We start from the raw sequence: 26194 nt of genomic DNA on the forward strand, positions 1-26194 counted from the left end.
CTGCCGCAAGGCCGGGATGAGAGGAACAGACGAAAGGGGAAGCGGTGGCACAGACGACCCACGGGCTTGGAGGTCTGAAATATGACCCCACCAAGCGAACGCGCGCGGCGGAATGGAACGTGTTCTTCGCGCTCTTGCTGATCGTCTTCATCTTCGAGGTCCTGAACCGGCTGAACGGGTCGAGCTTTCTGTTCAACATGCGCGACAATGTCGACGCGATCTTCAACAAGCAGCGGCTCGACATCATGATCCTGCAGGTGGCGATCACCGGCATCATCGCCATCGGCGTGACGCAGGTGATCATCCTTGGCGGGATCGACCTTTCCTCCGGCTCGCTCGTCGGCGCGACGGCGATGATCGTGATGAGCTTTGCCCAGACCGCGCTGGTGAATGGCAATCCCAATCCCAAGGCGATCTTCGGCGACTGGGCGATGGACCTGCCGGTGATCGTGCCGATTGTCGTCGGCATGGGCTGCGGCGTGCTTGCGGGGGTCGTGAACGGCCTGTTGATCGCCTATACCCGCATTCCGCCCTTCATTGCGACGCTCGGCATGATGGTGACGGCGCGCGGTGTCGCGCGCTGGTGGTCGAACGGCCAGCCGGTGTCCTTTCCGACCGAAAGCTACAGCCATCTGTCGAACGGCGATATCCTCGGTACCCTGACCTTCGGGGCGCTGCCCTGGCCGGGCCAGAACCCGGCAGTGGTCTTCGTCGTGCTGGCGATCCTTTTTCATGTGCTGATGACGCGCACCGTCTATGGCAAGCGCAGCTATGCCATCGGCTCGAACGAGGCGGCGGCGCGGATGTCGGGGATCAATGTCGATCGCCACAAGGTGCTGGTCTACACGATCGCCGGATGCCTCGCGGCCGTGGCGGCGATCCTTCTGACGTCGAAGAACCTGACGGCGCAGGCCGGCATGGGGGTGATGTACGAACTGGACGCCATCGCCATGGCGGTGATCGGCGGCATATCGCTTTCGGGCGGGCGCGGCTCGATCCTCGGGACCGTGCTGGGGGCGATGATCTTTTCGACGATCATCTCGGGTTTCACCTCGATCCGGCTCGATGCCTATTACCAGGAGATGGTGAAGGGCGCGATCATCGTGGCGGCGGTCGTTCTTGACCAGTGGCGCCAGCGGCAGCGGGCGAGGGGGTAAGGCCATGAGTGATATCGTTCTTGAAACGCGCGGCCTGACCAAGCGCTACGGTGGCGTCCACGCGCTGGAGGACGCCGATTTCATCCTGCGCGCGGGCGAACATGTGGCGGTTGTCGGCGACAATGGCGCGGGCAAATCCACCTTCGTGCGGCAGGTGACGGCGGTCGAGCAGAAGACGTCGGGCCAGATATTCTTCGACGGGCGCGAGGTGGAGTTCGCCGACCCGCTCGCCGCCCGCGAGGCAGGGATCGAGACGGTGTTCCAGACGCTGGCGCTGGCCGATGACCTCGACGTGCCCTCGAACCTGTTCCTCGGGCGCGAGCTGTTCAAATGGCGCTTCGGCCCCTTCTCCTGGCTCGACCGCAAGGCGATGCGCGACCGGACGCTGGAGGCGCTGAAAACGACGGCGGTGAAGATCCCCAATGTCGACAATCCGATCCGCAACATGTCGGGCGGCCAGCGCCAGTGCGTCTCGATTGCGCGGACAGCGGCCTTTGCCTCGAAGCTGGTGATCATGGACGAGCCGACAGCGGCGCTTGGCGTGCAGGAAACCGCGCAGGTCGAGAATATCATCCGGGGGCTGAAGGAACGCGGAATTCCGATGATCCTGATCAGCCATAACCTGCGCCAGGTCTTCGACCTAGTGGACCGGATCGTCGTGTTCCGGCGCGGCCGGATCGTCGCCTCGCTGAACCGCGACGAGACCGACGGCAATGACATCGTCAGCTACATCACCGGGGTGAAGGGCGGGGCCGATGTGGCCGACGCTTAGGGCAGGCACTTGAATCGTGGCCCCCGCCCGGGGGCGGCCGGTTACCGGAAAATCGGGCATGGAACCCGAAAGGAGAGAAAAGATGACTGTGAGGTTCGGGCTTTTGGGGGCCGGGCGCATCGGGCGGGTGCATGCGAAGGCAATCTCGGCGGACGCGAAGGCGCGACTCGTCGCGGTGGCCGATGCTCTGCCCGAGGCGGCAGCGGCGGTCGCGGGGCAATATGGCTGCGACATCCGCACGATCGAGGAGATCGAAGGCGCTGCGGACGTGGATGCGGTGGTGATCTGCACGCCGACCACGACCCATGCCGACCTGATCGAGCGTTTCGCGCGGGCCGGAAAGGCGATCTTTTGTGAGAAGCCGGTCGATCTGTCGCTGGCGCGCGTCCGCGACTGCCTTAGGGTGGTCGAGGCGACGGGCGCGCGGCTGATGGTCGGCTTCAATCGCCGGTTCGACCCGCATTTCCGCGCCGTGCGCGCCGCCATCGACGAGGGCCGGATCGGCGCGGTCGAGATGGTGACGATCACCTCGCGCGACCCCGGGCCGCCGCCGCTCGCCTATATCGCCCGGTCGGGGGGCATCTTCCGCGACATGACGATCCATGATTTCGACATGGCGCGGTTTCTTCTGGGCGAGGAGGTCGAGACGGTGCAGGCCTCGGCCTCGGTGCTTGTCGACAAGGCCATCGGCGCGGCGGGGGATTTCGACAGCGTGTCGGTGATCTTGCGCACCGCATCGGGCAGGCAGTGCCTGATCTCCAATTCCCGCCGCGCGACCTATGGTTACGATCAACGGATCGAGGTGCATGGCTCGCTGGGCGTGGCATCTGCGGAAAACCAGCGGCCCGTGTCCATCGAAATTGCCTCAGCTTCGGGCTATAACCGTCCGCCACTGCACGATTTCTTCATGACGCGCTATACCGAGGCCTATGCGGCCGAGATCGCGACCTTCATCGCCGGGATCACCGAGGGCGCGGCGATCAGCCCCTCGGGCGAGGACGGGATGCAGGCGCTGGCGCTGGCCGATGCGGCGCTGATATCGGCGACCGAGGGCCGGACCGTCCGTGTCGCGGAAGTGCTTTCGCAGTGAAAAGGCTGGATCTGATCACCATCGGCCGCGCGTCGGTCGATCTTTATGGCGCGCAGGTGGGCGGGCGGCTGGAGGACATGGCGTCGTTCCAGAAATATATCGGCGGCTCGCCGACGAACATCGCGGCGGGAACGGCGCGGCTGGGGCTGAAATCGGCGCTGATCACCCGGGTGGGCGACGAGCATATGGGCCGCTTCATCCGCGAGGAACTGGCGCGCGAAGGGGTCGATGTGCGGGGGGTGACGACCGACCCGGAACGGCTGACGGCGCTGGTGCTGCTGGGCATCCGCGACGACAAGCAGTTTCCGCTGATCTTCTATCGCGAGAATTGCGCCGACATGGCGCTCTGCGAGGATGATATCGACGAGGGGCTGATCGCCGAGGCGCGCTGCCTCGTGGTGACGGGCACGCATCTGTCACACCCCAGGACCGAGGCCGCGGTCGTGAAGGCGCTGGCGCTGGCCAGGAAGCATGGCTGCCAGACCGCGCTCGACATCGATTATCGGCCTAACCTCTGGGGGCTCGCGGGCCATGGCGCGGGCGAGGCGCGGTTCATCGAAAGCGCGCGGGTGACGGAGAAGCTGCAGGGGCACCTGAAGATCTTCGATCTAATCGTTGGAACGGAAGAGGAATTTCATATCGCTGGCGGGGCGACCGATACGCTTGCGGCCTTGGCAAGGGTCCGGGAGATTTCTTCCGCGACGCTTGTCTGCAAGCGCGGGCCGATGGGGGCCGCCGCCTTCGAAGGCCGGATCCCGCCGAGCCTTGACGACGGCATCACCGGCCCGGGCTTTCCGATCGAGGTCTTCAACGTGCTGGGCGCGGGCGACGGCTTCATGTCGGGCCTCTTGAAGGGCTGGCTGGACGGCGCGGATTGGCGGACGGCGCTGACCTATGCGAACGCCTGCGGCGCCTTCGCCGTCAGCCGGCATGGCTGCACGCCGGCCTATCCGAGCTGGGAGGAATTGCAGTTCTTCCTCAAGCGTGGCGTGAAGGAGAGCGCGCTCAGGAAGGATGCGGCGCTGGAACAGATCCATTGGTCGACGAACCGGTCGGGCGACTGGTCCACGATGCGGGTCTTTGCCTTCGACCATCGCGCGCAGCTGGAGGAGCTGCCGGGCGCCGATGCGATTAAGATCAGCCGTTTCAAGGAATTGTGCCTGGACGCTGCGCAAGCTGTGGCCGGGGGGCAGCCCGGATATGGCGTGCTGTGTGACAGCCGCCTTGGCCGTTCGGCCCTGCATAAATCCGCCGGGACCGGCCTGTGGATCGGCCGGCCGGTGGAATGGCCGGGGTCGCGGCCACTGACGCTGGAACCCGAGATCGGACCGGACTTCGGCGGGCTGAACGAATGGCCGCTGGGCCATGTGGTGAAGGTCCTGTGCTTCTGTCACCCCGACGACGATGCGGCCATGCGCGCCGGGCAGGAGGAGGTGCTGCAGCGGCTTTTCGCAGCAACGCGGCGCAACCGTCTGGAATTCCTTCTGGAAGTGATCCCGTCGAAGGTCGGCCCGGTTGCGGATGACACGGTCGCCCGGCTGATCCGGCGGTTCTACGAGATCGGCATCTTCCCCGACTGGTGGAAGCTGGAACCGATGCGCTCGGACGCTGCCTGGGCCGCGACGGTCCGCGCAATCGAGGACAACGATGCCCATACGCGCGGGATCGTGGTTCTGGGGCTGGGCCAGTCCGAGGCGGACCTCGGCGAAAGCTTCCGGCTGGCGGCGCGCTATCCGCTGGTCAAGGGCTTTGCCGTCGGGCGGACGATCTTTGCCGAGGCCGCGCGGGCCTGGATGGCGGGCGAGATCGGCGATGGGGCGGCGGTCGAGATGATGACGGCCAATTTCCGCCGCCTGTGCGGCGTCTGGGATGCGGCGAGAGGAGAGACAGAATGAAAACGATCCGGTTGACCGCCGCCCAGGCCATGGTGAAATGGCTGTCCGCCCAGAAGGGCCCGGATGGCGCGCGCTTCATCGAGGGTATCTGGGCGATCTTTGGCCATGGCAATGTGGCGGGGATCGGCGAGGCCTTGCAGGCGGCGGGCGACAGCTTTCCGACCTGGCGAGGCCACAACGAACAGACGATGGCGCATGCGGCGATTGCCTATGCGAAGGCCGCGAAGCGGCGCCGGGCGATGGCGGTCACGACCTCGATCGGGCCGGGGGCGCTCAATCTGGTGACGGCGGCGGCGGTCGCGCATGTGAACCGGCTGCCGGTCCTGTTGCTGCCGGGCGATGTGTTCGCGAACCGGGGGCCGGATCCGGTTCTGCAGCAGATCGAGGATTTCGGCGACGGGACGGTCAGCGCGAACGATTGCTTCAAGGCGGTCAGCCGCTATTTCGACCGGATCACCCGGCCCGAGCAGATCATGACCGCCTTGCCGCGCGCCTTCCGGGTGATGACCGACCCGGCCGACTGCGGGCCGGTGACGCTGGCCTTCTGCCAGGATGTGCAGGCCGAGGCCCATGACTATCCCGCAAGCTTCTTCGAGGAGCGGGTCTGGACGATCCGGCGGCCGGAGCCGGACCGGGAGGAACTGGCTGCGGCCATCGCGGCGCTGCGGGCGGCGAAGGCGCCGGTGATCGTCGCGGGCGGCGGGGTGATCTATTCGGACGCGGAGGTGGAGCTGGCGGCCTTTGCCTCGGCCCACGGCATTCCGGTCGTCGAGACGCAGGGCGGCAAGTCGGCGCTCGCTCATGACCATCCGCTGAACTTCGGGCCGGTCGGCGTGACCGGGGGCGCGGCGGCGAATGCGGTCTGCGCGGCGGCCGATCTGGTGATCGGGCTGGGCACGCGGTTTCAGGATTTCACCACGGGCTCCTGGGCCCTGTTCAAGAACCCCGCGCGGCGGATCCTTTCGGTGAATGTGCAGCCCTATGACGCGGCCAAGCATGGTGCGATTTCGCTGGTCTGTGACGCAAAGATCGCTCTGCAAGCCTTTGGAAAGACGATAGGATCGCAGAAATGGAAAAGTGACGCCGGCCTGCGCGGCGACTGGGCGCAGGCGACGGCGGCGGCAAAGGCCGCGCCGGCGCAGGGCAATGCGCTGCCGACGGATGCGCAGGTGATCGGGGCCGTGCAGCGAACGGCGGCGCCGGAAACGGTGATCATGGGGGCCGCCGGCACCATGCCGGGCGAATTGCACAAGATCTGGGATGCGGCGCCCGGCGGCTATCACATGGAATACGGCTTTTCCTGCATGGGCTACGAGATCGCGGGCGCGATGGGGATCAAGATGGCGCGGCCGGAGGCGGACGTCATCTGCATGGTCGGCGACGGCAGCTACATGATGGCCAATTCCGAACTGGCGACCGCCGTGATGATGGGCATTCCCTTCACCGTGGTGATCACCGACAACCGCGGCTTTGGCTGCATCAACCGTCTGCAGCAGGGCACCGGGGGTGTGCCGTTCAACAATCTTCTGGACGACAGCCGCCATGTGACGCCCTCTGCCATCGATTTCACCGCCCATGCGGGGTCGATGGGGGCGAAGTCGGTAAAGGTAAGCGATATCAATGAACTGGAACGGGAACTTCGGGCAGCGAAGGGCACCGGCCGGCCGGTGGTGATCGTGATCGACACCGATCCGGCGCCATCGACGGCGGCGGGGGGCCATTGGTGGGATGTGGCGGTGCCGGAAGTATCGGACCGCGCCGAAGTGCGCGCGGCCCGGGCGACATATGAAGCGGCGCTGACGGCGCGTCGCGGGAACTGAGAGGCGAGAATGATCCTGTTTGGCACCAACCCGATTGCCTGGTCGAACGACGACGACCCCACCATCGGCGGGCATATCAGTCTGGAACACTGTCTGGACGATTGCGTGAGGATCGGTTTCGATGGCATTGAAAAAGGCAACAAATTCCCGAAGGATGCCGAGGGCCTGAAGGCGGTCCTTGAACCGCGCGGGCTGCGTTTCGTCTCGGGCTGGCATTCGCTCAACCTGCTTGTGAACGATATCGAGACCGAGAAGCGGGCGATGCAGCCTTTCCTTGATCTTCTGAAGGCGATGGGCAGCACGGTCATCATCACCTGCGAGACGTCGAACTCGGTCCATGGCAATGACGCGGTCGCGGTGAACAACCGGCCGAAGCTGCGCGAGGATCAGTGGCCGGGCTTCTGCACCGGGGTCGAGGCGCTGGCGGCTTATGCGGCGGCGCAGGGGATCACGCTTGTCTATCATCCCCATATGGGCACGGTGATCGAGACAGACGCCGAGGTCGACCGGCTGATGGCCGGAACGGGGCCCCAGACGCATCTGCTGCTAGATACCGGCCATTGCACCTTTGCGGGCGGCGACCCGTTGGCGCTCGCGCAGCGGCACATGGGGCGGGTCCGGCATATCCATGCCAAGAATGTGCGGCCCGAGGTGATGCGGCAGGTGCGGGAGGGGGGGCTGTCGTTCCTGGAAGGGGTGCGGCGCGGGGTCTTTACCGTGCCGGGCGATCCGGGCGGCTGTGTCGATTTCATGCCCGTCCTGAAAGTGGCGGCCGAGCATGGCTATCAGGGCTGGCTGGTGATCGAGGCGGAACAGGATCCGCTGAAGGCCGATCCTCTGAAATATCAGATGATGGGACTGGCCTGCCTGAAGCATTTTGCGGGCCGCACGGGTCTGATCTGAGGCGGAGGCCGGGGGGCTGTCTGCCCCCCGGGCCCCCCGAGAGTATTTCGGGACAGAAAGTGAGGGTGACATGAGGCTTTTGCGCGAGCCTAGCGGGTCGAGCGGCAAGGTCCACGACATCACACCGGCAGGCGCGGGCTGGGGCTATGTCGGGTTCGGGCTCTACCGGCTGGCGGCGGGCGAGACGGCGGCGGAGGCGACGGGCGGGCGCGAGGCGATCCTCGTGCTGGTCGAGGGCAAGGCCGAGCTTTGGGCGGGAGCCCAGGCCTTTGGCCTGATGGGCGCGCGGATGGACCCGTTCGAGCGGACGCCGCCGCATTGCCTGTATGTGCCGCCCGGCAGCGACTGGCGGGCCGTGGCGGCGACCGGTTGCACGCTTGCGGTCTGTACGGCGCCTGCGAAAGGCGGCAGGCCCGCGCGGCGGCTTGGGCCGGAGGGGATCGAACTGACCCCGCGCGGGGTGGGGACCAACCAGCGCTTCATCAACAATATCGCGATGGAGGGGCGCGACGTGGCCGACAGCCTTCTGGTGACCGAAGTCTTCACGCCGGCCGGGCACTGGTCCTCCTACCCGCCGCACCGCCATGACGAGGACGATTTTCCGCGCATGACCTATCTGGAGGAGACCTACTATCACCGGCTGAAGCCTGCGCAGGGGTTCGGCATCCAGCGGGTCTATACCGAGGACGGCAGCCTCGATGAGACGATGACGGTTCATGACCATGATGTGGTGCTGGTGCCGAAGGGGCATCATCCCTGCGGGGCGCCTTATGGCTATGAGATGTATTATCTCAACGTCATGGCCGGGCCGCGCCGGGCCTGGCGGTTCGCGAACGATCCCGCCCATGGCTGGATCGCAGAGCGCGACAGTGCCAGCTGAGACATCGCCAAGGGTCTTGCCCGCGCGGGTCGCTGGCCGTAGCGTCGGTTTTAGGACGCGCAGGGGAGGACATATGAGCGAACCGGACACGGGCGGCGACGCCCTGCCGGAGGCGCGTTCCGTGGGCATGGGCGTGATCGGCGCCGCCCTTGGTGCGGGCTTCCGGGATTTTCGCAAGGCGCCCGCATTCGGGCTGTTCTTCAGCGCCGTCTATGTGCTGGGCGGCTGGCTCCTGCTTGCGGTCGCGAGCGCGGCGGGGCGGGAATGGTGGCTCATTCCGGTGGTGGCGGGTTTCCCGCTTCTGGGCCCGTTCACAGCCGTCGGGCTTTATGAGGTGAGCCGAAGGATCGAGGCGGGCGAGCCTCTGGGCTGGCCGGGCGTGCTCGCCACCATCTTCCGGCAGAAGGACCGGCAATTGCCGTCGATGACGGCGGTGATCCTGGTGCTGTTTCTGTTCTGGATATTCGTCGCCCATACGATGTTCGCGCTGTTCCTCGGGCTGACGCCCGCCTCGGTGACGGCGGGGGCGGGGCCGATCGACTTTCTTCTGCAGGGCAAGGGGCCCTTGATGCTGCTGATCGGCACGCTGGTCGGGGCGGGGTTCGCGGGCGTCCTTTTCGGGATTGTGCTTGTGGGCCTGCCGGTCCTTCTGGACCGCGAGGTCGATTTCATCTCGGCCATCATCCTCAGCTTTCAGGCGGCTGTCCTGAATTTCTGGCCGATGCTCGCCTGGGGCCTGACGATCACTTTGCTGCTGGTCCTGGGGATGGCGCCCCTGTTCCTTGGGCTGCTGATCGTATTGCCTGTGCTTGGCCATGCAAGCTGGCATATGTACCGGGCGCTGACGGAGTAGACCCCCAACGAAAAAGGGCACCGCCCCCGCAGTGCCCTCAAGAGACGCTCGTGTCTCGCCGTTATTCGACGGGCTGTGCCGCGCCTGGCTGGGCCGCGATCTGTTTGACGCCGCCGGTGCCGATCGGGTCGTCCTGACGCTGCACCGAGCCTTCGAAATGCGCGCCGGATTCGATGGCGATGGTCTTGTGGATGATGTCGCCCTCGACGCGTGCGGTCGAGGTGAGGCGGACCTTGAGGCCCCTGACCCGGCCGACGACCCGGCCATTGACCACCACATCATCGGCGACGATCTCGCCCTTGATCGTGGCGCTTTCGCCCACGGTCAGGAGGTGGGCGCGGATGTCGCCCTCGACAGTGCCCTCGATCTGGATATCGCCGGTGGTCTTGATATTGCCGGTCACCACCAGATCGGTCGAGAGGATCGAGGGTGCGGGCTTTGCCTTGGGCGCCGAGGGGGTCGAGAAATCGTAGGCGGGTCTGGTCACCGGAAGGCTCTCGGCTTTGGGTTTTTCTGCATCGGCCTTGGGGCCGGGTTCATTGATCTTGCTTCTAGAAAACATTGGTCGCTGCCTTGATGAAGGACATGGGGTTTACAGCGGAGCCGGACACCCGCACTTCATAGTGAAGATGGGTGCCGGTCGAGCGTCCGGTATTCCCCATATCACCGATCCTGTCGCCGCGCGAGACCTTTTGACCCTTCTCGACCCGGACCTTGGAGAGATGGCCGTAGCGGGTGACGAACCCGTAGGGATGGCGGATCTCGACCATGTTGCCATATCCGTTTTCCCAGCCTGCATGCGTCACGACGCCATCGGCCGTCGCATAGATCGGCGATCCATGTGCGCCCGCGAGATCGATCCCCTCATGCGCGCGGCCCCAGCGGCGGCCGAACCCGGACGTATAGCGGAAGGAGGTCTTGAGCGGCATCGCGAGCGGCGTCTTGTCGACCGCGATCCGGTAGAGGTTGAGATTGTCGAGCCCTTCGAAGATCGCCCTCGCGCGTTCGTAGTCGGCCTTCGCCTCGGGGCTGGCGTCGACGGGAGGCTCGATGGGCATCAGGGGGCCAAGCGGGCCGCCCTGGCCGGAATAGCCGCTGCGGACCGAATCGATGAGGCTGGCCGGGTCGATGCCGACCGAGGTGAAGACCTTGTCGAGCGGCTCCATCGATATCGTCACGGCATCTTCGAGCTGGGCGAAAATCTCGTCGTGACGTTCTTCCATCAGCTTCATCTCGTAGGCGATATCGTCGGCCTCTGCCTTGGCGCTGACGGCGCTGACCGCCATGCTGTCACGTTCCTCCGCTGTCTGGTCGAGAGCGGCGGTGAGGAAGGAAAGCGTGCTGGCCATTTCTTCCGGCGAAGAGGCGCGCTGGGCCTTGCTCGTGTCGCCATTCAGGCTTGCGAGTTGCGTTTCGGCTTCCTGTCGTGCCTCGACCGCGTCGTGAAGTGCGGTCTGGATCAGGCCGATGCCGGTTTCCAGTTCGCGCCTCTGTTCCTCGGAGGCCAGCAGCGCCGATTGCATCCGCGAGACCTGTTCAAGCGCAGTGGTGAACCGTTCCTGGGCGGCGATCGCTTCGGCGGCGCGCTGGTCGCGTTCCTTCGACAGCGTATTGAGGCGCGATTCATATTCGAGATTGGCAAGCCGCGCCCGCTCGCGTGCGTCCCCGGACCCGATCGAGTCGATCATGATGATGGCGGTGGCGAGGATCGCCCAGACGACAACCACCGCCGAGGAGGCGAAGATCAGCGCCTGGGTCCAGGGCCGGATGCGGATGAACCGCGTGCCCTGATCGGATTTCAGGAACAGGCGCTGTTCCGGCAGGCGCCGTTCCAGCGCCGCCGACAGGCGGTGAAGAGAAACCGGTATCACGCTCATTGTCCCGTTTGGCAGCTTTGCAGAAACATCGTCCCATTCCCCAACAGTCCGACTGCACTGGGTTAGCAACCGATGCGCGCTGTCGCAAACCTTTTCCCCGGCGGCCTGGTCGAAGGCGCCGCATTTCAGCGGCATCTTGCCGACGGACGCCGCGTCAGGGGGTGGTTTCGGGCAGGTCGCGCTCGGCGAGCGGCCAGTAGAAGTCGGGCGGCAGACCGGCCTCGGCGCGCTTTTCCTCGTTGAAAGGGGGCTTCAGGGCGCCGTGGAAGTAGCGGCGGACGAGGCTGTGGAACGCATCCTTCGGGTCGAGCCCCTCGCGCCCGCAGAGCCAGTTGAACCATTTCGAGCCATAGGCGACATGGCCGACCTCTTCGGCATAGATCACCTCAAGCGCGGCGACTGCCTGCGTTTCCTCCGCCTTGCGGAAGATCTCGATCATGCCGGGGGTGACGTCCAGCCCGCGCGCCTCCAGCACCATCGGCACCACGGCGAGGCGGCCCTTGAGGTCATCGATGGTGTCCTCAGCCGCGCGCCACATTCCCGCATGGGCGGGCAGGGCGCCGTAATGGCTGCCCATCCGTTCGAGGCAATCGCAGATCAGGTTGAAGTGGTTGGATTCCTCGTCTGCCGCCTTCACCCAGTCGTCGAAGAAGCCGGGTGGCATGCCCTGATCGGTGAAACGCGCCACGATATCCCAGTGCAGATCGACCGCATTGAGTTCGATATGGGCAAGCGCGTGGAGAAGCGCGATGCGGCCCTGGGGCGAGCCGGGGCGGCGGCGCGGCACATCCTTCGGCGGCAGAAGTTCCGGCCGGTCGGGACGGGCAGGGCGCAGGGGCGGGGTGGCATGGCCGACGGGCAGGGCTTCACCCGCCGCCCGGGCGGCGAACCAGTCAGCCGCATGGCGGCGCGACAAGGCGCATTTCGCCCGTCCGTCTGCCGTGGTCAGAACCTCGACCGCGCGCTGTGCCAGCGTCTGCATCGGATCAGAGTGCCCGGGCGGCGGCAAGAACCTCGTCGGCGTGGCCCGCGACCTTGACCTTTGGCCAGATGGCGGCGATCCGGCCATCGCGGCCGATCAGGAAGGTGGCGCGTTCGATGCCCATGTAAGTCCGGCCATACATGCTCTTCTCGCCCCAGACGCCATAGCGTTCGCAGGTGTCGCCCGCCTCGTCGGATGCAAGGATGATCCCGAGCCCATGCTTGCGGCAGAACTTGTCATGCGCCTTCACGCTGTCTTTCGACACACCGATCACCACCGTGTCGGCGGCGGCGAATTCGGGCGCGAGGCGGGTGAAATCGATCGCCTCGGTGGTGCAGCCGGGCGTGTCGTCCTTGGGATAGAAATACAGAACGACCTTCCGGCCCGCGAAGTCCGCCAATGCGACGGTGCCACCGCCGTCGCGCGGCAGCGAGAAGCTGGGGGCGGGGGAACCGATCTCGGGCATCACAGCAATCCTTTGCCAATGGATGAGACTTTGCGTTTTAATGTGCCGGGCGAAAAGATAAAGGGACCGGCAGCCGGGTCTTTCCGGCCTGAGGTCCGGGCAGGATGGACGAAAAACGACAGGAGCGCGAGGAGGTGGCGGCGGAGGAAGCTCCGCGGCGGCGCGGACATTTGCGCTTCTGGGCCACGCTCGGCCTGTCGCTCTGGGCCATCGTCGCGGTTCTGGTAGGGCTTGGCCTCTCCGGGCGCAGCATTCCGCTGCCGAAGGTTCTGGTCTCGTCGATCGAGGCGCGCGCCAACCGGGCGCTCGACGGGCAGGCGCAGCTTCGGATCGGCGATGGCGATCTGGTGGTCACCGAGGGGTTCGTGCCGCAGGTGCGGCTCGGGAATGTCACGCTGATCTCGGCGCGCGGCCAGCGGCTGGCGCTGATCTCCGACCTGAGGACCGGGCTTGATCGCGATGCGCTTCTGTCCGGCCGCCTGCAACCGTCGCGGATAAGGATCAATGGCGCGCGGATCGCGGTTCGGCGGCTGGCGGACGGCACGTTCGATGTGGCGCCGGGGGCTGCGAACCTTGGCGGGCAGGCCGTCGCGCCCGCCGACCTGATCGACACGCTCGACGCGGCCTTCGCGGGGGCCGCACTCGCGCGGCTTGAGGATGTGACGGTCGAACATGTGAACATCCTCTTCGATGACCGCCGGGCCGAACAGGTCTGGACGGTGAACGATGGCAAGCTGACGCTTCGCCAGGCAGAGAAGGGGCTGGTTGCAAATCTCGCCTTCGCTCTGTCTGGTCAGGCAGCAACGTCGCTCGGGGCGATTGAGGACCGGAGCAGTGCGGACGCCAAGGCCGAAGCGCGGGCGGAGATGGAGCTGACGACCGACCGTGCATCGGCGGCGGCGACCCTTGATGTCCGCCTGAGCGGCATCTCGGCCCGCGATCTCGGGCGGCAGGTGCCGGCCCTTGCCTGGCTCGGCGCGCTCGATGCGCCGATGTCGGGGACGCTCGGTACCGGTTTTGACGAGGAGGGCGATCTCAGGCCGCTCGACGTGCGTCTCGCGGTCGGTGCCGGTGCCTTGCAGCCGACCCCCGATACCGCGCCGGTCGCGTTCCGGGGGGCAACGCTTGACCTGACCTACGATCCGGCGCGCTACCGGCTCAGCCTCAACGACCTCAGGATCGACGGGAGTGTCCTTCAGGCGCGCCTCGGTGGCAGCGCCTGGCTGAAAGGGATAGAGGATGGCTGGCCCGAGGCGATGGTCGCGCAGATCCGGCTTGATGATCTGCGCGCCGATCCGGAGGGTGTCTTCGCCGATCCCGTCTCGATCAGTCAGGGGGCGGCGGACCTGAAACTGACCTTCGACCCGTTCCGCCTGACCATAGGCCAGCTGGCGCTCAGCGACGGCGACCGGCGGATCGCGGGCAAGGGGGAGGTGTCGGCCGAGGAGGATGGCTGGGCCGTCGCCTTCGATGTCGGCATCAACGCCATCGCCACCGAAAAGCTTCTGGCGCTATGGCCGCTTGGCGCCGTGCCGAAGACCCGGGTCTGGCTGGCCGAGAATGTCGCCGCGGGCGATCTGTACGACGTGAAGGCGGCACTGCGCCTGCGCCCCGGGACCGAGCCGCGCTTTGCGCTCGATTACCGGTTCCGCGAGGCGGAGGTGCGCTTCATGCGTACCCTGCCGCCGATCGTCAGCGGCGCGGGCTATGCGACGATCAGCGACAATGCCTATGTGCTGGTGGTGGAGGAGGGGCGTGTCCATGCGCCCGCGGGCGGCGACCTTGATATTGCCGGGTCGGTCCTGGAAGTCCCAGATATCAGGCTGAAACCCACCCCGATAGAAATCACGCTGAAAAGCCAGAGCACGATCACGGCGGCCCTGTCGGTGCTGGACGAACCGCCGCTCAGCCTGATGTCGAAGGCCGGCCAGCCGGTCGATCTGGCCGAGGGGCGTGCGGAGCTGACGTCGGTGCTGAAATTCGTGCCGAAGCCGAAATTGCTGGTGGCCGATGTCGCGTTCGACGTCTCGGGGACATTGCGCGACGTCCGCTCGGATCGGGTGGTTCCCGGCCACATGTTGGAGGGCGAGGCTCTGACCATCGCTGCCGACAATGAAGGGATGCGTATCGGAGGCGCGGCCCGGTACGATGGCATTCCTATCGAAGGCCAATGGGCACAGAGGTTTGGACCGGAGGCGAAGGGCCGTTCCGAGGTCGACGGCAGGATCGCCATCAGCCCCGACACGCTGAAACGTCTGTCGATCGTTCTGCCCGATGGCGCGGTGAAGGGCGAGGGTTGGGGCACATTTCACCTCGATCTGGCAAAGGACGCTGCGACCGTGTTCCGGCTCGACAGCGATCTTGCCGGGCTCACCCTCGCAATCCCCGAGGTCGGCTGGTCGAAGTCCGCCAAGACACGGGGCGAATTGAAGACATCGGGTGCGCTGAGCAAGCCGGTCCGGGTTGACGCATTCTCGCTCGACGCGGGTGGGCTGAAGGCTGCGGGCATGATCACGCTCGGCGCCGACGGCGGTTTCGAGACGGCGCGTTTTGCGCAGGTGACGCTTGGCGACTGGTTTAGCGGCGATGTGACGTTGACGGGCCGTGGGGCGGGCAAGTCGGTGGGGCTGACGGTGGCGGGCGGCAGCGCGGACATGCGCCGCGCGACTTTCGGGGGCGGAGGTGGCGCGCGAGGCGACCGCCCGCCGCTTGAGATCGCGCTCGATCAGCTGCGGATCAGTTCGGGCCTGGCGATCACCGGCTTCACAGGCAGCTTTACAGCCGGGGGAGCCGGCCTGTCGGGCACATTCGCGGGGCTCGTGAACGGCCGCGCGCCGATCACCGGCGAGGTGGTGCCCGATCCGGGCGGCCGTTCGGCCTTTCGTGTCCGGTCGGATGACGCCGGACGGGCCATGGCGGCCGCAGGCATCTATGAAAGCGGCCGGGGCGGGCGGCTGGAACTGACGCTCAGGCCGGTCGGCGCGGCGGGCAGTTATGACGGGGCGCTGGGCATCCGCAATATCCGCGTCGTCGGCGCCCCGGCGCTGGCGGGGCTTCTGAACGCGATCTCTGTCGTGGGGCTGATATCCGAACTGCAGGGCGACGGCATCACCTTTACCGATGTCGCGGGCCGCTTCCGCCTGACGCCCGAGGCCATCGAGATACAGGAGGGCTCCGCCATCGGCCCCTCGCTCGGTGTCTCGGCGGCGGGGCTTTACTGGTCGGGCGAGGGGCGGTTCGACCTGCAGGGCGTCATCTCGCCGCTTTACCTCGTGAACGGCATCGGCCAGATCTTCTCGCGCCAGCGTGACGGGCTCTTCGGCTTCAACTATACGCTCACCGGCACGCGCGAATCGTTCACCGTCGGGGTCAATCCCCTGTCGATCCTGACGCCGGGCATGTTCCGCAATCTGTTCCGCAAGGCGCCGCCGAGCCTGCCGGGGACTGTTCCAGAAAGCCCGGGCGGCTGAGCGCATGAAACTATCGGATTTCGACTTCGACCTGCCCGAGGGGCTGATCGCCACGCGCCCCGCGCGGCCGCGCACATCGGCGCGGCTTCTTCTTGCCGAAGGGGACGCGATCGCCGACCGCCATGTGCGCGATCTGGTCGATATCCTGCGGCCCGGTGACCGGCTGGTGCTGAATGACACGCGCGTGATCCCGGCGCGCCTGACGGGCGAGCGGCGCCGGGCGACGGGGCAGGGCGAGGCGGTGGCGAAGATCGAGGTGACGCTTCTGGAGCCGCGCCCGCAGGGACACTGGGCGGCGCTGGCCAAGCCTCTGCGCAAACTGAAGGAAGGCGAGGATATCCGATTTTCCAGCACCCTCTCGGCGCGGGTCGAGGCGATTGCCGAGGGGCAGATGGAAATTGCCTTCAACCTGAGCGGCGCCGATTTCGACGCGGCGCTGGCGGAAGCGGGCGACATGCCCTTGCCGCCCTATATCGCCGCGCTGCGGGCGCCCGACGCGCAGGACCGCGCGGACTACCAGACGGTCTGGGCGCGCAACGCGGGTGCGGTGGCGGCCCCCACGGCATCCTTGCATTTCGATGACGAGCTGCTCGCGGCGCTGACCGCGAAGGGCGTGGCCTTCACCCATGTCACGCTCCATGTCGGCGCGGGTACCTTTCTGCCGGTGAAGGTCGAGGATGTGACGACGCATCGGATGCATGCCGAATGGGGCGAGGTGACCGAAGAGGCCGCCGCGGCGATCAACGCAACGCGGGCGGCCGGTGGGCGGATCATTCCGGTTGGCACCACTGCGCTGAGGCTGATCGAGAGTGCGGCGCGGTCCGGCCGGGTCGAACCATGGCGAGGTCCCACCGACATCTTCATCTACCCCGGCTTCGCCTTTCAGATCACCGACGGGCTGATGACCAATTTCCACCTGCCGAAATCGACGCTGCTGATGCTGGTCTCGGCGCTCACGGGACAGGAGCGCATCCGGCGCATCTATGCCCACGCCGTCGCCTCGGGCTATCGTTTCTTTTCCTACGGGGACGCGTCGCTGCTTCTGCCCGACGGTTGACGAAAACCGCTGCCGCCCGGTCGCCTTTCTGCTGGCCAAGCGCGAAATCCTCCCGCACCATTCACCCGAACTTCGAAAGATCCGCCTGATGTTCTTCGTCCTGCGCAATTCCTGGGCCCTGCTGTTGGGCGTGATGCTTCTGATGCTCGGCAACGGGTTGCAGGGCACGCTTCTCGGCATCCGCGGCAAGATCGAAGGATTCACGCCGCTGGAAATGTCCTACGTGATGTCGGGCTATTTCGTCGGTTTCCTCTTCGGCTCGCGCATGACGCCCGAGATGATCCGCCGCGTCGGCCATGTGCGGGTCTTCGCGGCGCTGGGGTCTGTGATCTCGGCGGCGCTGATCCTCTACCCCGTGGCACCGCACTGGATTGCCTGGGTCCTGCTGCGGATTGCGATCGGCTTTTCCTTCTGCGGCGTCTATATCACCGCCGAAAGCTGGCTGAACGCCTCGACCACGAACGAGACGCGCGGCCAGGCGCTTTCGGCCTACATGATCATGCAGATGATCGGGATCATCGCCGCGCAGGCGCTATTGAATTTCCGCGATCCGGGCGGGTTCGACCTTTTCGTGATCTCCTCGGTCCTCGTCTCGATCGCCTTCACGCCGATCCTGTTGTCGGCCAGTCAGGCGCCCTCGTTCGAGCGGATCGAGCCCCTCTCGATCAAGCGGCTGTTCGTGACCTCTCCGCTGGGCTGCGTCGGCATGTTCCTGATGGGTGGCGTCTTTGCCGCCCAGTTCGGCATGTCGGCGGTCTGGGGCTCGGAAGTGGGGCTTTCTGTCCGCAATATCTCGATCTTCATCGGCTCAATCTATGTGGGCGGGCTGGTGCTGCAATATCCGATCGGCTGGGCGTCGGACCGGATCGACCGGCGCCAGCTGATCCTCGGGCTCGCGGTCGTGGGCGCAGCGGTCGCCTTCGCAGGCATGGTGCTGCCCTGGACGCTGACGGTCCTCGTCGGCATTGGCTTCATCTGGGGCGGCATCTCGAACCCGCTTTATTCGTTGCTTGTGGCTTACGTGAACGACTATCTCGACGGGTCGGAAATGGCGGGTGCATCGGCGGGGCTGATGTTCATCAACGGCCTTGGCGCGATCGGCGGGCCGCCGGTGATCGGCTGGTTCATGGGGCAGGCGGGGCCGAAGGGTTATTTCCTGTTCGTGGCGCTCCTTTTCGTCATGATGGCGCTCTATTCGCTGTGGCGGATGACCCGCCGCGCCGTCCATGTCGAGGCGCGCGGCCGCTTCCGCACGCTCGCGCCGACGGCCGGGGCCGTTGCGGTCGAGGCGGCGGTCGAGGCGGCGGCCGTACCGGAGCCGCAGGACGAGGCGCGCTGAGCGCTGGCATTCCTGCGCCAAACCTGCGAGGCTTTCCCGAAAGGGAGGAGAGCCGATGGCATTGCAGAAGGATGTCCTGCGTTTCTGGCTTGAGGAGGTCGGACCCGACGGCTGGTATACCGCCGTCCCCGAGGTCGATGCCGCCATCACCGCGCGGTTCGGGGCGCTTTGGGAGGAGTTGCGGGGCGGGGCGCACCAGATCTGGGGCGAAAGTGCAGATGGCGCGCTCGCCTATCTGATCGTCGCCGACCAGTTTCCGCGCAACATGTTCCGTGGCCGCCCGGAGGCTTTCGCGACGGATGACCTGGCCCGGCAGATGGCGCGGCGCGCGGTCGCCTCCGGCCAGGACCTGACGGTGCAGGAACCTGAGCGGGTCTTCTTCTACATGCCCTTCGAACATTCCGAGGCGCTGGCCGACCAGGAGTGGGCCGTGGCGCTTCTGGAGGCACGGATCGGCCCCCTGAGCAATTATTCGCTGCACGCGCGTGCCCACCGCGAGGTCATCCGCCGGTTCGGCCGCTTCCCGTTCCGCAATGTCGCCCTGTCGCGCGGCTCGACACCCGGGGAGGAGGCATTCCTGACCCAGGGCGGCTATGGCGCCATCGTCCGGGAACTGGGCGGATAGCTATGCGTAGGGCGCAGATCAGCCCGCAATGCTGCGCAAGTTGATCGGAATCGAAAAATAGTTTAATGCCAAACTACTTTTTCTGAGGGAGGAAAGTGACGTGGCCCAGAGCTTTGATGCCATCGTGATCGGCGCCGGTCCCGGCGGTTATGTGGCAGCGATCCGTGCAGCCCAGCTTGGCCAGAAGGTGGCCATCGTCGAACGCGAACATCTGGGCGGCATCTGCCTGAACTGGGGCTGCATCCCCACGAAGGCGCTTCTGCGCTCGGCCGAGGTCTTTCACCTCATGCACCGCGCCAAGGAATTCGGCCTGAAAGCCGACGGGATCGGTTACGATCTTGACGCCGTCGTCGCCCGGTCGCGCGGCGTGGCCAAACAGCTGTCGGGCGGCATCGGCCATCTGATGAAGAAGAACAAGGTCACGGTCTTCATGGGCGCCGCGACCCTGCCGAAAAAGGGCACGGTCAGCGTCAGGACCGACAAGGGGACCGAGGAACTGACGGCGAAGGCCATCATCCTCGCCACTGGCGCCCGCGCCCGCGAACTGCCGGGGCTGGAAGCCGACGGCGATCTCGTCTGGACCTACAAGCATGCGCTGCAACCGAAGCGCATGCCGAAGAAACTGCTGGTCATCGGCTCGGGCGCCATCGGCATCGAATTCGCCTCGTTCTTCAATACACTCGGCGCTGACACCACTGTGGTCGAGGTGTTGGACCGGGTGCTGCCGGTCGAGGACGCGGAAATCTCGGCCTTCGCCAAGAAGAGCTTCGTGAAACAGGGGATGAAGATCCTCGAAAAGACCACGGTGAAGAAGCTCGACCGCGCGCCCGGCAAGGTCACTGCCCATCTGGAATCGAACGGCCAGACCACCACGCAGGAGTTCGATACGGTCATTTCCGCGGTCGGTATCGTCGGAAATGTCGAAAACCTCGGGCTGGAGGCTCTGGGCGTCAAGATCGACCGCACCCATGTGGTGACCGATGAGTTCTGCCGGACCGGGGTCGAGGGGCTCTATGCCATCGGCGATATTGCCGGGGCACCCTGGCTTGCCCACAAGGCGAGCCACGAGGGCGTGATGGTCGCCGAACTGATCGCGGGTAAGCATCCCCATCCGATCAAGCCGAACTCGATCGCGGGCTGCACCTACTGCCATCCTCAGGTCGCCTCGGTCGGCCTGACAGAGGCGAAGGCGAAGGAGGCGGGCCATGAGATCAGGGTCGGCCGCTTCCCCTTCATCGGCAACGGCAAGGCGATCGCTCTGGGCGAGGCCGAGGGCCTGATCAAAACCGTCTTCGACGCCAAGACCGGCGAGTTGCTGGGTGCCCATATGGTCGGCGCCGAAGTGACCGAACTGATCCAGGGCTATGTCGTCGGCCGCAGCCTCGAGACCACCGAGGGCGAGCTGATGGAAACCGTCTTCCCGCATCCGACGCTGAGCGAGATGATGCATGAGGCGGTGCTCGACGCCTACGGCCGGGCGCTCCATATCTGAGGGAAGGCGGGGGGCTCTGCCCCCCGGGCCTTCGGCCTCCCCCCGAGGTATTTCCGCCAAGATGAAAGAGCGGCACCCCGTCTCGGGCGGCCTCAGCCGGGGAGACGGGGTGCTTTCACCTTGGGCGGTCATCGGCGCCTCCGCCTGTACCGCGGAGCAACCTTCGCCCGTCAGGGTTCACAATTCCTTTCATCTTGGTCGAAATACCTCGGGGGTGTGGGGGCAGAGCCCCCACCGGGTCCGCCGCGCACGCGGCGGATGTTCGCTTTAAGTTCTCGATTTCCGGTTGGAGACTCAGCTCCTTTACACTATCTGTTAATCGGTTGACCCCGGGGACGGATATGGCCGAGCAGAAATTCATCGAAGTGCGCGGGGCGCGCGAGCATAACCTCAAGAATGTCGATGTGGAGATTCCGCGCGACCGGCTGACCGTGATCACCGGGCTTTCGGGGTCGGGCAAGTCCTCTCTCGCTTTCGACACGATCTATGCCGAGGGCCAGCGGCGCTATGTCGAAAGCCTGAGCGCCTATGCGCGCCAATTCCTCGACATGATGGGCAAGCCCGATGTCGACCATATCTCGGGCCTCAGTCCCGCGATTTCGATCGAGCAGAAGACGACATCGAAGAACCCCCGTTCGACCGTCGGCACGGTCACGGAAATCTACGACTACCTGCGTCTTCTCTTCGCCCGCGTCGGCGTGCCCTACAGCCCCGCGACCGGCAAGCCGATTACCGCCCAGCAGGTGCAGGACATGGTCGATCAGATCATGGCGCTGCCCGAAGGCACGCGCGGCTATCTGATGGCGCCCGTGGTGCGCGACCGGAAGGGCGAATATCGCAAGGAATTCCTCGACTGGCGCAAGCAGGGCTTCCAGCGGGTCAAGGTGAACGGCCAGTTTTTCGAACTGGAAGAACCGCCGACGCTCGACAAGAAGTTCCGCCAGGATATCGACGTGGTCGTCGACCGGATCGTGGTGCGCGAGGGGCTGGAGACGCGGTTGGCGGACTCATTCCGCACCGCGCTGAACCTCGCCGACGGCATTGCGGTTCTGGAAACGGCGCCGGCCGAGGGCGAACCCGAACGCATCACCTTCAGCGAGAAATTCGCCTGCCCGGTTTCGGGCTTCACCATCCCGGAAATCGAACCGCGGCTTTTCTCCTTCAACGCGCCGTTTGGTGCCTGTCCGTCTTGCGACGGGCTCGGCGTGGAACTTTTCTTCGACGAAAGGCTCGTGGTGCCCGACGTCACGCTGAAACTGAAGGACGGTGCCCTCGCCCCCTGGTCCAAGACCAAGACCCCCTATTTCCTGCAGACCATCGATGCGATGGCCCGCCATTACGGGTTCGACGCGAAGAAGCCATGGAAAGACCTGCCTGAAAAGGTCAGGAACATCTTCCTCTATGGCTCCGACGGAGAGGAGATCGCCTTCCGCTTCGACGAGGGTGGGCGCGTCTATGAGGTGACGCGCACCTTCGAAGGGGTGATTCCCAACCTCGAACGACGCTACCGCGAAACCGACAGTGCCTGGAGCCGCGAGGATATGGAGCGGTTCCAGAACAACCGACCCTGCGGCACCTGCGGCGGGCATCGTCTCCGCCCCGAGGCTTTGGCAGTGAAGATAGCCGATCTGCATGTGGGCGAGGTGGTGCAAATGTCGATCCGCGAGGCCTATGCCTGGATCGACACGGTGCCTGCGCGTCTGACCGGGCAGCAGAATGAAATCGCCCGGCTGATCCTGAAGGAAATCCGCGAACGGCTCGGGTTCCTGAACAATGTGGGCCTTGAATATCTGACGCTGTCGCGCGCGGCGGGGACGCTATCGGGCGGCGAGAGCCAGCGCATCCGCCTCGCTTCGCAGATCGGCTCGGGCCTTACGGGCGTGCTTTATGTGCTGGACGAGCCCTCCATCGGCCTGCACCAGCGCGACAATGACCGGCTGCTGACGACGCTCAAGAACCTCCGCGATCAGGGCAATACCGTGCTGGTCGTCGAGCACGACGAGGAAGCGATCCGCGAGGCCGACTATGTGCTGGACATCGGCCCCGGGGCAGGCGTCCATGGCGGCCAGATCATCGCGCGCGGCACACCGGGCGAGATTGCGAGCGATCCGGCCTCGATCACCGGGCAGTATCTGTCGGGCAAACGCGAGATCGCGGTGCCGAAGGCAAGGCGCGAGGGCAACGGCAAGAAGCTGACGGTGGTGAAAGCCACGGGAAACAACCTCAAGGAAGTCACCGCCGACTTCCCCCTGGGCAAGTTCGTCTGTGTGACCGGCGTGTCAGGCGGCGGCAAGTCGACCCTGACCATCGAGACGCTTTACAAGAATGCCGCGCTGAAACTGAATGGCGCGCATGAGACGCCGGCGCCCTGCGAGACGATCAAGGGGTTCGAGCATCTCGACAAGGTCATCGACATCGACCAGCGCCCGATCGGCCGCACGCCGCGATCAAACCCCGCGACCTATACCGGCGCCTTCACCCCGATCCGCGACTGGTTCGCGGGCCTGCCGGAAGCCAAGGCGCGCGGCTACCAGCCGGGGCGGTTCAGCTTCAACGTCAAGGGCGGGCGCTGCGAGGCCTGTCAGGGCGACGGGCTGATCAAGATCGAGATGCATTTCCTGCCGGACGTCTATGTGACCTGCGAGACCTGCAAGGGCCATCGCTATAACCGCGAGACGCTGGAGATCCATTTCAAGGGCAAGTCGATTGCCGATGTGCTGGACATGACGGTCGAGGATGCGCAGGACTTCTTCAAGGCGGTGCCCGCGATCCGCGAGAAGATGGATGCTTTGTGCCGCGTGGGCCTTGGCTATATCAAGGTCGGCCAGCAGGCGACCACGCTTTCGGGCGGCGAGGCGCAGCGGGTCAAGCTGTCGAAGGAACTCAGCCGTCGCTCGACCGGCCGCACGCTCTATATCCTCGACGAGCCGACGACGGGGCTGCATTTCGAGGATGTGAGGAAGCTTCTGGAGGTGCTGCACGAACTGGTCGAACAGGGCAACACGGTCGTGGTGATCGAACATAACCTCGACGTGATCAAGACCGCCGACTGGATCATCGACATTGGCCCCGAGGGCGGTGACGGCGGCGGCCGGATCGTCGCAACCGGCACGCCGGAAGAGGTGGCAAAGGTCGCCGCAAGCCACACCGGCCGCTATCTGGCGCCGATGCTCAAGCCGCGGCGCATGGCGGCGGAGTAGCGCCCCCATCTGCGGCCCGGGCACCGCAAAAGTCTTTGAAGACTTTTGCCAAGGATTTTCGAGAATCCTTGGCCCGCGCCCTTTGCCGTGCGGTGCGTCAGGTCTGCTTCAGCGGGCAGGTGTTCAGGCCGAGCAGGGAATAGAGCGGACAGGTCCTCATGAGCCCGGTCGCAAGCGCCACGATCCCCAGCACCAGCGGAACCCAGCGCCAGCCGAAGCCCGGCGCGAAGAACCAAAGGGCGATCAGGGCGACGCCCAGAAGAATGCGGATCGCGCGGTCCGCTGTGCCGACGTTGGTCTTGAACATCAGTGCCTCCATCCAGTGTGTCTGTCGGAGGCGATTATCGGTCAAAGCCGGGTATCTGTCGGTGATAAGGTCACCGACCTGTCAGTCGACCGCTGCGGCAAGGCGCCGCAGGGTGGCGATGTCCGTAATCCGGACCAGGCCGCGTTCGGTCGTCACGAGGCCCTGGCGCGCCAAGGTTTCCAGCCGCCGCGAGACCACTTCGCGGGCCGAGCCGATGGCTGTGGCCAGTTCCTGATGGGTGCTGCGGACCAGATCGCCCTCGGCGCGGGACAGGAGCGCCTCGGCAAGCCGCGCCTCGATCCTGAGGAACGCCACACGTTCAAGCACCTGCATCATTGATTGCATCCGTTGCGCGAAGGCGGAAAAGACGAAGCCGCGGAAGGGGGCCGATGCCGCCATGAGGGCCAGAAATCGCTCTCTCGGGACGATGATGGCGCGCAGATCAGTGACCGCGATCGCCTCGCCCGAATAATCCTCGCCGCCCAGAAGCCCCAATGTGGTCTGCACGCAGCTTCCGCCCGGTTCGACCGGATAGAGCAAGATCTCGCGGCCGTTCGGGCCGGTCAGGAAGACTTCGATCCGGCCATCAAGCAGCATGAGGAAGCCGCGCGCGCTGTCGCCCGGGTGGAAGAGGATCGTCCCCTTTCCGATAGCCGTGACCGGCAGGTCGGCGAGCGCGTCGCGGCTTTCCTTGTCGAGGCCGCTCAGGAAGGCGGCCTGTCTGATCCAAGGATGGCCGCCGGGCTCAGTCAAGGATCGCGTCGATGGCATTGAGGACGGTCACGACGCTATAGGTCGCCTCGTCCACCACCATCACCCGGTTCCCGACGATCACATAGCGCTGGCCGGGGTCCAGCGGCGGCAGGCCGTAGCGGTCGGGATAGCGGATGCGGTGATAGTCTTCATCGCCGACGTAATCGCCCCGGTCCCAGTGGCGCACGCCTTTCTTGGCGAGACCGGGCGGTACACAGGGCACGGCTTTTTTCGCAAGGCCGGGCGGGCACTGGCCCTTTTCGGCCAGGGCACCCTCGGCAGAAAGCGTCAGGAGCAGGAGTGCGCTGCTGGCGGCCGTCAGGACAAATCGTTTCGTTAACACTTGGAACTCCCGAACTGTGGCAGTTGGCCCTGTCAAATCTTCAATACAGCAGCGAACGATCCGGTTCCATGGTCCCGCTCGGACCGGACCGTGACGCCATGAAAGTCGGCGAAACTCTGCCGCTTTGTCGACTGCCGCAAAGGAAAAGGGCGGGTCCGAGACCCGCCCCTGTCCAGATTTCTTGCGTTTCAGGCCGCCCTGCGCCGCCGCGCCGCGAGGCCAAGGCCCCCGAGTGCGCCGATCAGCAGAACACCGGCCGCCGGGACAGGTACCGGGCTCGGCCCGTATTTGGTCGAACCGCCGCCAGTCAGGCCCTGCACGTGGATCATTGCCGAGGGATTCGAACCGCTGCCGCTGCCGAAGAACAGGTTCGACAATTGCGCGCCGACCAGCGTGAATGCTGAAGATTCGCCGACATTCAGACGAAGCGCCCCGTTGCCCTTGTTCGAAGTGGCCCAGTTCACGACGAGGTCCCACGGGTTGTACGGGCCGATGCCGCCGCCCAGCGTGAAGCTCGACACCTGAACACCGCCGGTCCATAGCACGCTGATGCCCGCGGTCGAACCATTGTACATCATCTGCAGCGCGGTATCGAACGCCCCCGAACCACCGACGATGCTCGTGTTGGTGAAGACCATGTCGACATTGTTGCCGTTCTGAGTGGCAGTCAGCGTCGCGAGCGTCGTCTGACCGAGATTCGTGCCGGTGATATATTGATCGAAGTTGATTGTCAGGGCAGACGCGCCGGAGGCAGCAAGTCCCAAAGTAAGACCCGTGATTGCGCCCGCTACCCGCGCGCGCAGGGTCTTGATGAAACCGAACATGATGGTTCCTTTCGCACCAAATGGCTTTGGATGGTCCCCACCGCCCAAGCCGAAAACGATCCGCCATAAAATCAGCGGGAGTGCCTTAT

Annotated in this window: 22 protein-coding genes; 14 read left to right on the top strand and 8 right to left on the bottom strand. The window is 65.5% G+C overall.

The window, feature by feature from the left end:
- Window positions 1-44 precede the first annotated feature (44 nt).
- From P0645_RS02035 to P0645_RS02070, 8 genes are all read left to right on the top strand, one after another.
- The gene (locus P0645_RS02035; protein WP_284162883.1) at window positions 45-1157 is read left to right on the top strand and encodes an ABC transporter permease; all 1113 of its coding nucleotides are present in this window, start codon (window positions 45-47) and stop codon (window positions 1155-1157) included.
- 4 nt (window positions 1158-1161) lie between these two features.
- Window positions 1162-1929, top strand: a complete 768-nt coding sequence (locus tag P0645_RS02040; protein WP_284162884.1) for an ATP-binding cassette domain-containing protein — start codon at window positions 1162-1164, stop codon at window positions 1927-1929.
- An 82-nt stretch (window positions 1930-2011) separates the two neighbouring features.
- Window positions 2012-3019: an inositol 2-dehydrogenase gene (gene iolG, locus P0645_RS02045; protein ID WP_284162885.1), complete on the top strand. Its 1008-nt coding sequence runs from the start codon at window positions 2012-2014 to the stop codon at window positions 3017-3019.
- The gene (locus tag P0645_RS02050) at window positions 3016-4914 is read left to right on the top strand and encodes a bifunctional 5-dehydro-2-deoxygluconokinase/5-dehydro-2-deoxyphosphogluconate aldolase (protein ID WP_284162886.1); all 1899 of its coding nucleotides are present in this window, start codon (window positions 3016-3018) and stop codon (window positions 4912-4914) included. Before iolG ends, P0645_RS02050 begins: the two co-directional genes overlap by 4 nt.
- Window positions 4911-6734 (top strand): 3D-(3,5/4)-trihydroxycyclohexane-1,2-dione acylhydrolase (decyclizing), encoded by a 1824-nt coding sequence (gene iolD / locus P0645_RS02055; protein WP_284162887.1) that lies wholly within the window; start codon window positions 4911-4913, stop codon window positions 6732-6734. The genes P0645_RS02050 and iolD overlap by 4 nt, the downstream gene beginning before the upstream one ends.
- Before the next feature lie 9 nt (window positions 6735-6743).
- A complete protein-coding gene (gene iolE, locus P0645_RS02060) occupies window positions 6744-7637 on the top strand; it encodes a myo-inosose-2 dehydratase (RefSeq protein ID WP_284162888.1) in 894 nt (297 codons plus the stop codon).
- Between the two features lie 70 nt (window positions 7638-7707).
- Complete coding sequence (gene iolB, locus P0645_RS02065; RefSeq protein ID WP_284162890.1) at window positions 7708-8517, top strand: 5-deoxy-glucuronate isomerase; 810 nt, start codon at window positions 7708-7710, stop codon at window positions 8515-8517.
- A 73-nt stretch (window positions 8518-8590) separates the two neighbouring features.
- Window positions 8591-9370 (top strand): DUF2189 domain-containing protein, encoded by a 780-nt coding sequence (locus P0645_RS02070; RefSeq protein ID WP_284162891.1) that lies wholly within the window; start codon window positions 8591-8593, stop codon window positions 9368-9370.
- A gap of 61 nt (window positions 9371-9431) precedes the next feature.
- On the opposite strand, the gene P0645_RS02075 is transcribed toward P0645_RS02070, so the two are convergent.
- From P0645_RS02075 to P0645_RS02090, 4 genes are all read right to left on the bottom strand, one after another.
- Complete coding sequence (locus tag P0645_RS02075) at window positions 9432-9932, bottom strand: bactofilin family protein (protein WP_284162893.1); 501 nt, start codon at window positions 9930-9932, stop codon at window positions 9432-9434.
- The gene (locus P0645_RS02080; protein WP_284162894.1) at window positions 9922-11247 is read right to left on the bottom strand and encodes a M23 family metallopeptidase; all 1326 of its coding nucleotides are present in this window, start codon (window positions 11245-11247) and stop codon (window positions 9922-9924) included. Before P0645_RS02080 ends, P0645_RS02075 begins: the two co-directional genes overlap by 11 nt.
- A gap of 154 nt (window positions 11248-11401) precedes the next feature.
- Complete coding sequence (locus tag P0645_RS02085) at window positions 11402-12229, bottom strand: ferritin-like domain-containing protein (RefSeq protein ID WP_284162895.1); 828 nt, start codon at window positions 12227-12229, stop codon at window positions 11402-11404.
- 4 nt (window positions 12230-12233) lie between these two features.
- Window positions 12234-12695 carry a peroxiredoxin gene (locus P0645_RS02090; protein ID WP_284162896.1) on the bottom strand — a complete coding sequence of 154 codons (462 nt, stop codon included), beginning with the start codon at window positions 12693-12695 and terminating at the stop codon, window positions 12234-12236.
- A 104-nt stretch (window positions 12696-12799) separates the two neighbouring features.
- Between P0645_RS02090 and P0645_RS02095 the strand changes: the two genes are divergently transcribed.
- The 6 genes from P0645_RS02095 to uvrA all read left to right on the top strand — a co-directional run bounded on the left by P0645_RS02095 (window position 12800) and on the right by uvrA (window position 23878).
- Entirely contained in the window at window positions 12800-16165 is a 3366-nt protein-coding gene (locus tag P0645_RS02095) for a YhdP family protein (RefSeq protein ID WP_284162897.1), read from the top strand.
- A gap of 4 nt (window positions 16166-16169) precedes the next feature.
- The gene (gene queA / locus P0645_RS02100) at window positions 16170-17222 is read left to right on the top strand and encodes a tRNA preQ1(34) S-adenosylmethionine ribosyltransferase-isomerase QueA (protein WP_284162898.1); all 1053 of its coding nucleotides are present in this window, start codon (window positions 16170-16172) and stop codon (window positions 17220-17222) included.
- An 88-nt stretch (window positions 17223-17310) separates the two neighbouring features.
- Window positions 17311-18561: an MFS transporter gene (locus tag P0645_RS02105; protein ID WP_284162899.1), complete on the top strand. Its 1251-nt coding sequence runs from the start codon at window positions 17311-17313 to the stop codon at window positions 18559-18561.
- A gap of 55 nt (window positions 18562-18616) precedes the next feature.
- The gene (locus P0645_RS02110) at window positions 18617-19186 is read left to right on the top strand and encodes a DUF924 family protein (RefSeq protein ID WP_284162900.1); all 570 of its coding nucleotides are present in this window, start codon (window positions 18617-18619) and stop codon (window positions 19184-19186) included.
- Between the two features lie 100 nt (window positions 19187-19286).
- Complete coding sequence (lpdA, locus tag P0645_RS02115; protein ID WP_284162901.1) at window positions 19287-20678, top strand: dihydrolipoyl dehydrogenase; 1392 nt, start codon at window positions 19287-19289, stop codon at window positions 20676-20678.
- Window positions 20679-21019: 341 nt separating this feature from the next.
- On the top strand, window positions 21020-23878 hold the full coding sequence (gene uvrA, locus P0645_RS02120) for an excinuclease ABC subunit UvrA (protein ID WP_284162902.1): 2859 nt from the start codon (window positions 21020-21022) through the stop codon (window positions 23876-23878).
- Between the two features lie 97 nt (window positions 23879-23975).
- Here uvrA and P0645_RS02125 read toward each other — a convergent pair whose 3' ends face one another.
- The 4 genes from P0645_RS02125 to P0645_RS02140 all read right to left on the bottom strand — a co-directional run bounded on the left by P0645_RS02125 (window position 23976) and on the right by P0645_RS02140 (window position 26105).
- The gene (locus tag P0645_RS02125; RefSeq protein ID WP_284162903.1) at window positions 23976-24185 is read right to left on the bottom strand and encodes a YgaP family membrane protein; all 210 of its coding nucleotides are present in this window, start codon (window positions 24183-24185) and stop codon (window positions 23976-23978) included.
- A gap of 81 nt (window positions 24186-24266) precedes the next feature.
- Window positions 24267-24938 (bottom strand): Crp/Fnr family transcriptional regulator, encoded by a 672-nt coding sequence (locus tag P0645_RS02130; RefSeq protein ID WP_284162904.1) that lies wholly within the window; start codon window positions 24936-24938, stop codon window positions 24267-24269.
- Window positions 24931-25281, bottom strand: coding sequence for an excinuclease ABC subunit A (locus P0645_RS02135; RefSeq protein ID WP_284162905.1), 351 nt, complete (start codon window positions 25279-25281; stop codon window positions 24931-24933). The genes P0645_RS02130 and P0645_RS02135 overlap by 8 nt, the downstream gene beginning before the upstream one ends.
- Window positions 25282-25469: 188 nt before the next feature.
- Window positions 25470-26105, bottom strand: a complete 636-nt coding sequence (locus tag P0645_RS02140; protein ID WP_284162906.1) for a VPLPA-CTERM sorting domain-containing protein — start codon at window positions 26103-26105, stop codon at window positions 25470-25472.
- Between the last annotated feature and the right edge of the window lie 89 nt (window positions 26106-26194).

This window comes from Frigidibacter sp. SD6-1, from assembly GCF_030143255.1.
Lineage (GTDB): Bacteria > Pseudomonadota > Alphaproteobacteria > Rhodobacterales > Rhodobacteraceae > TMP-24.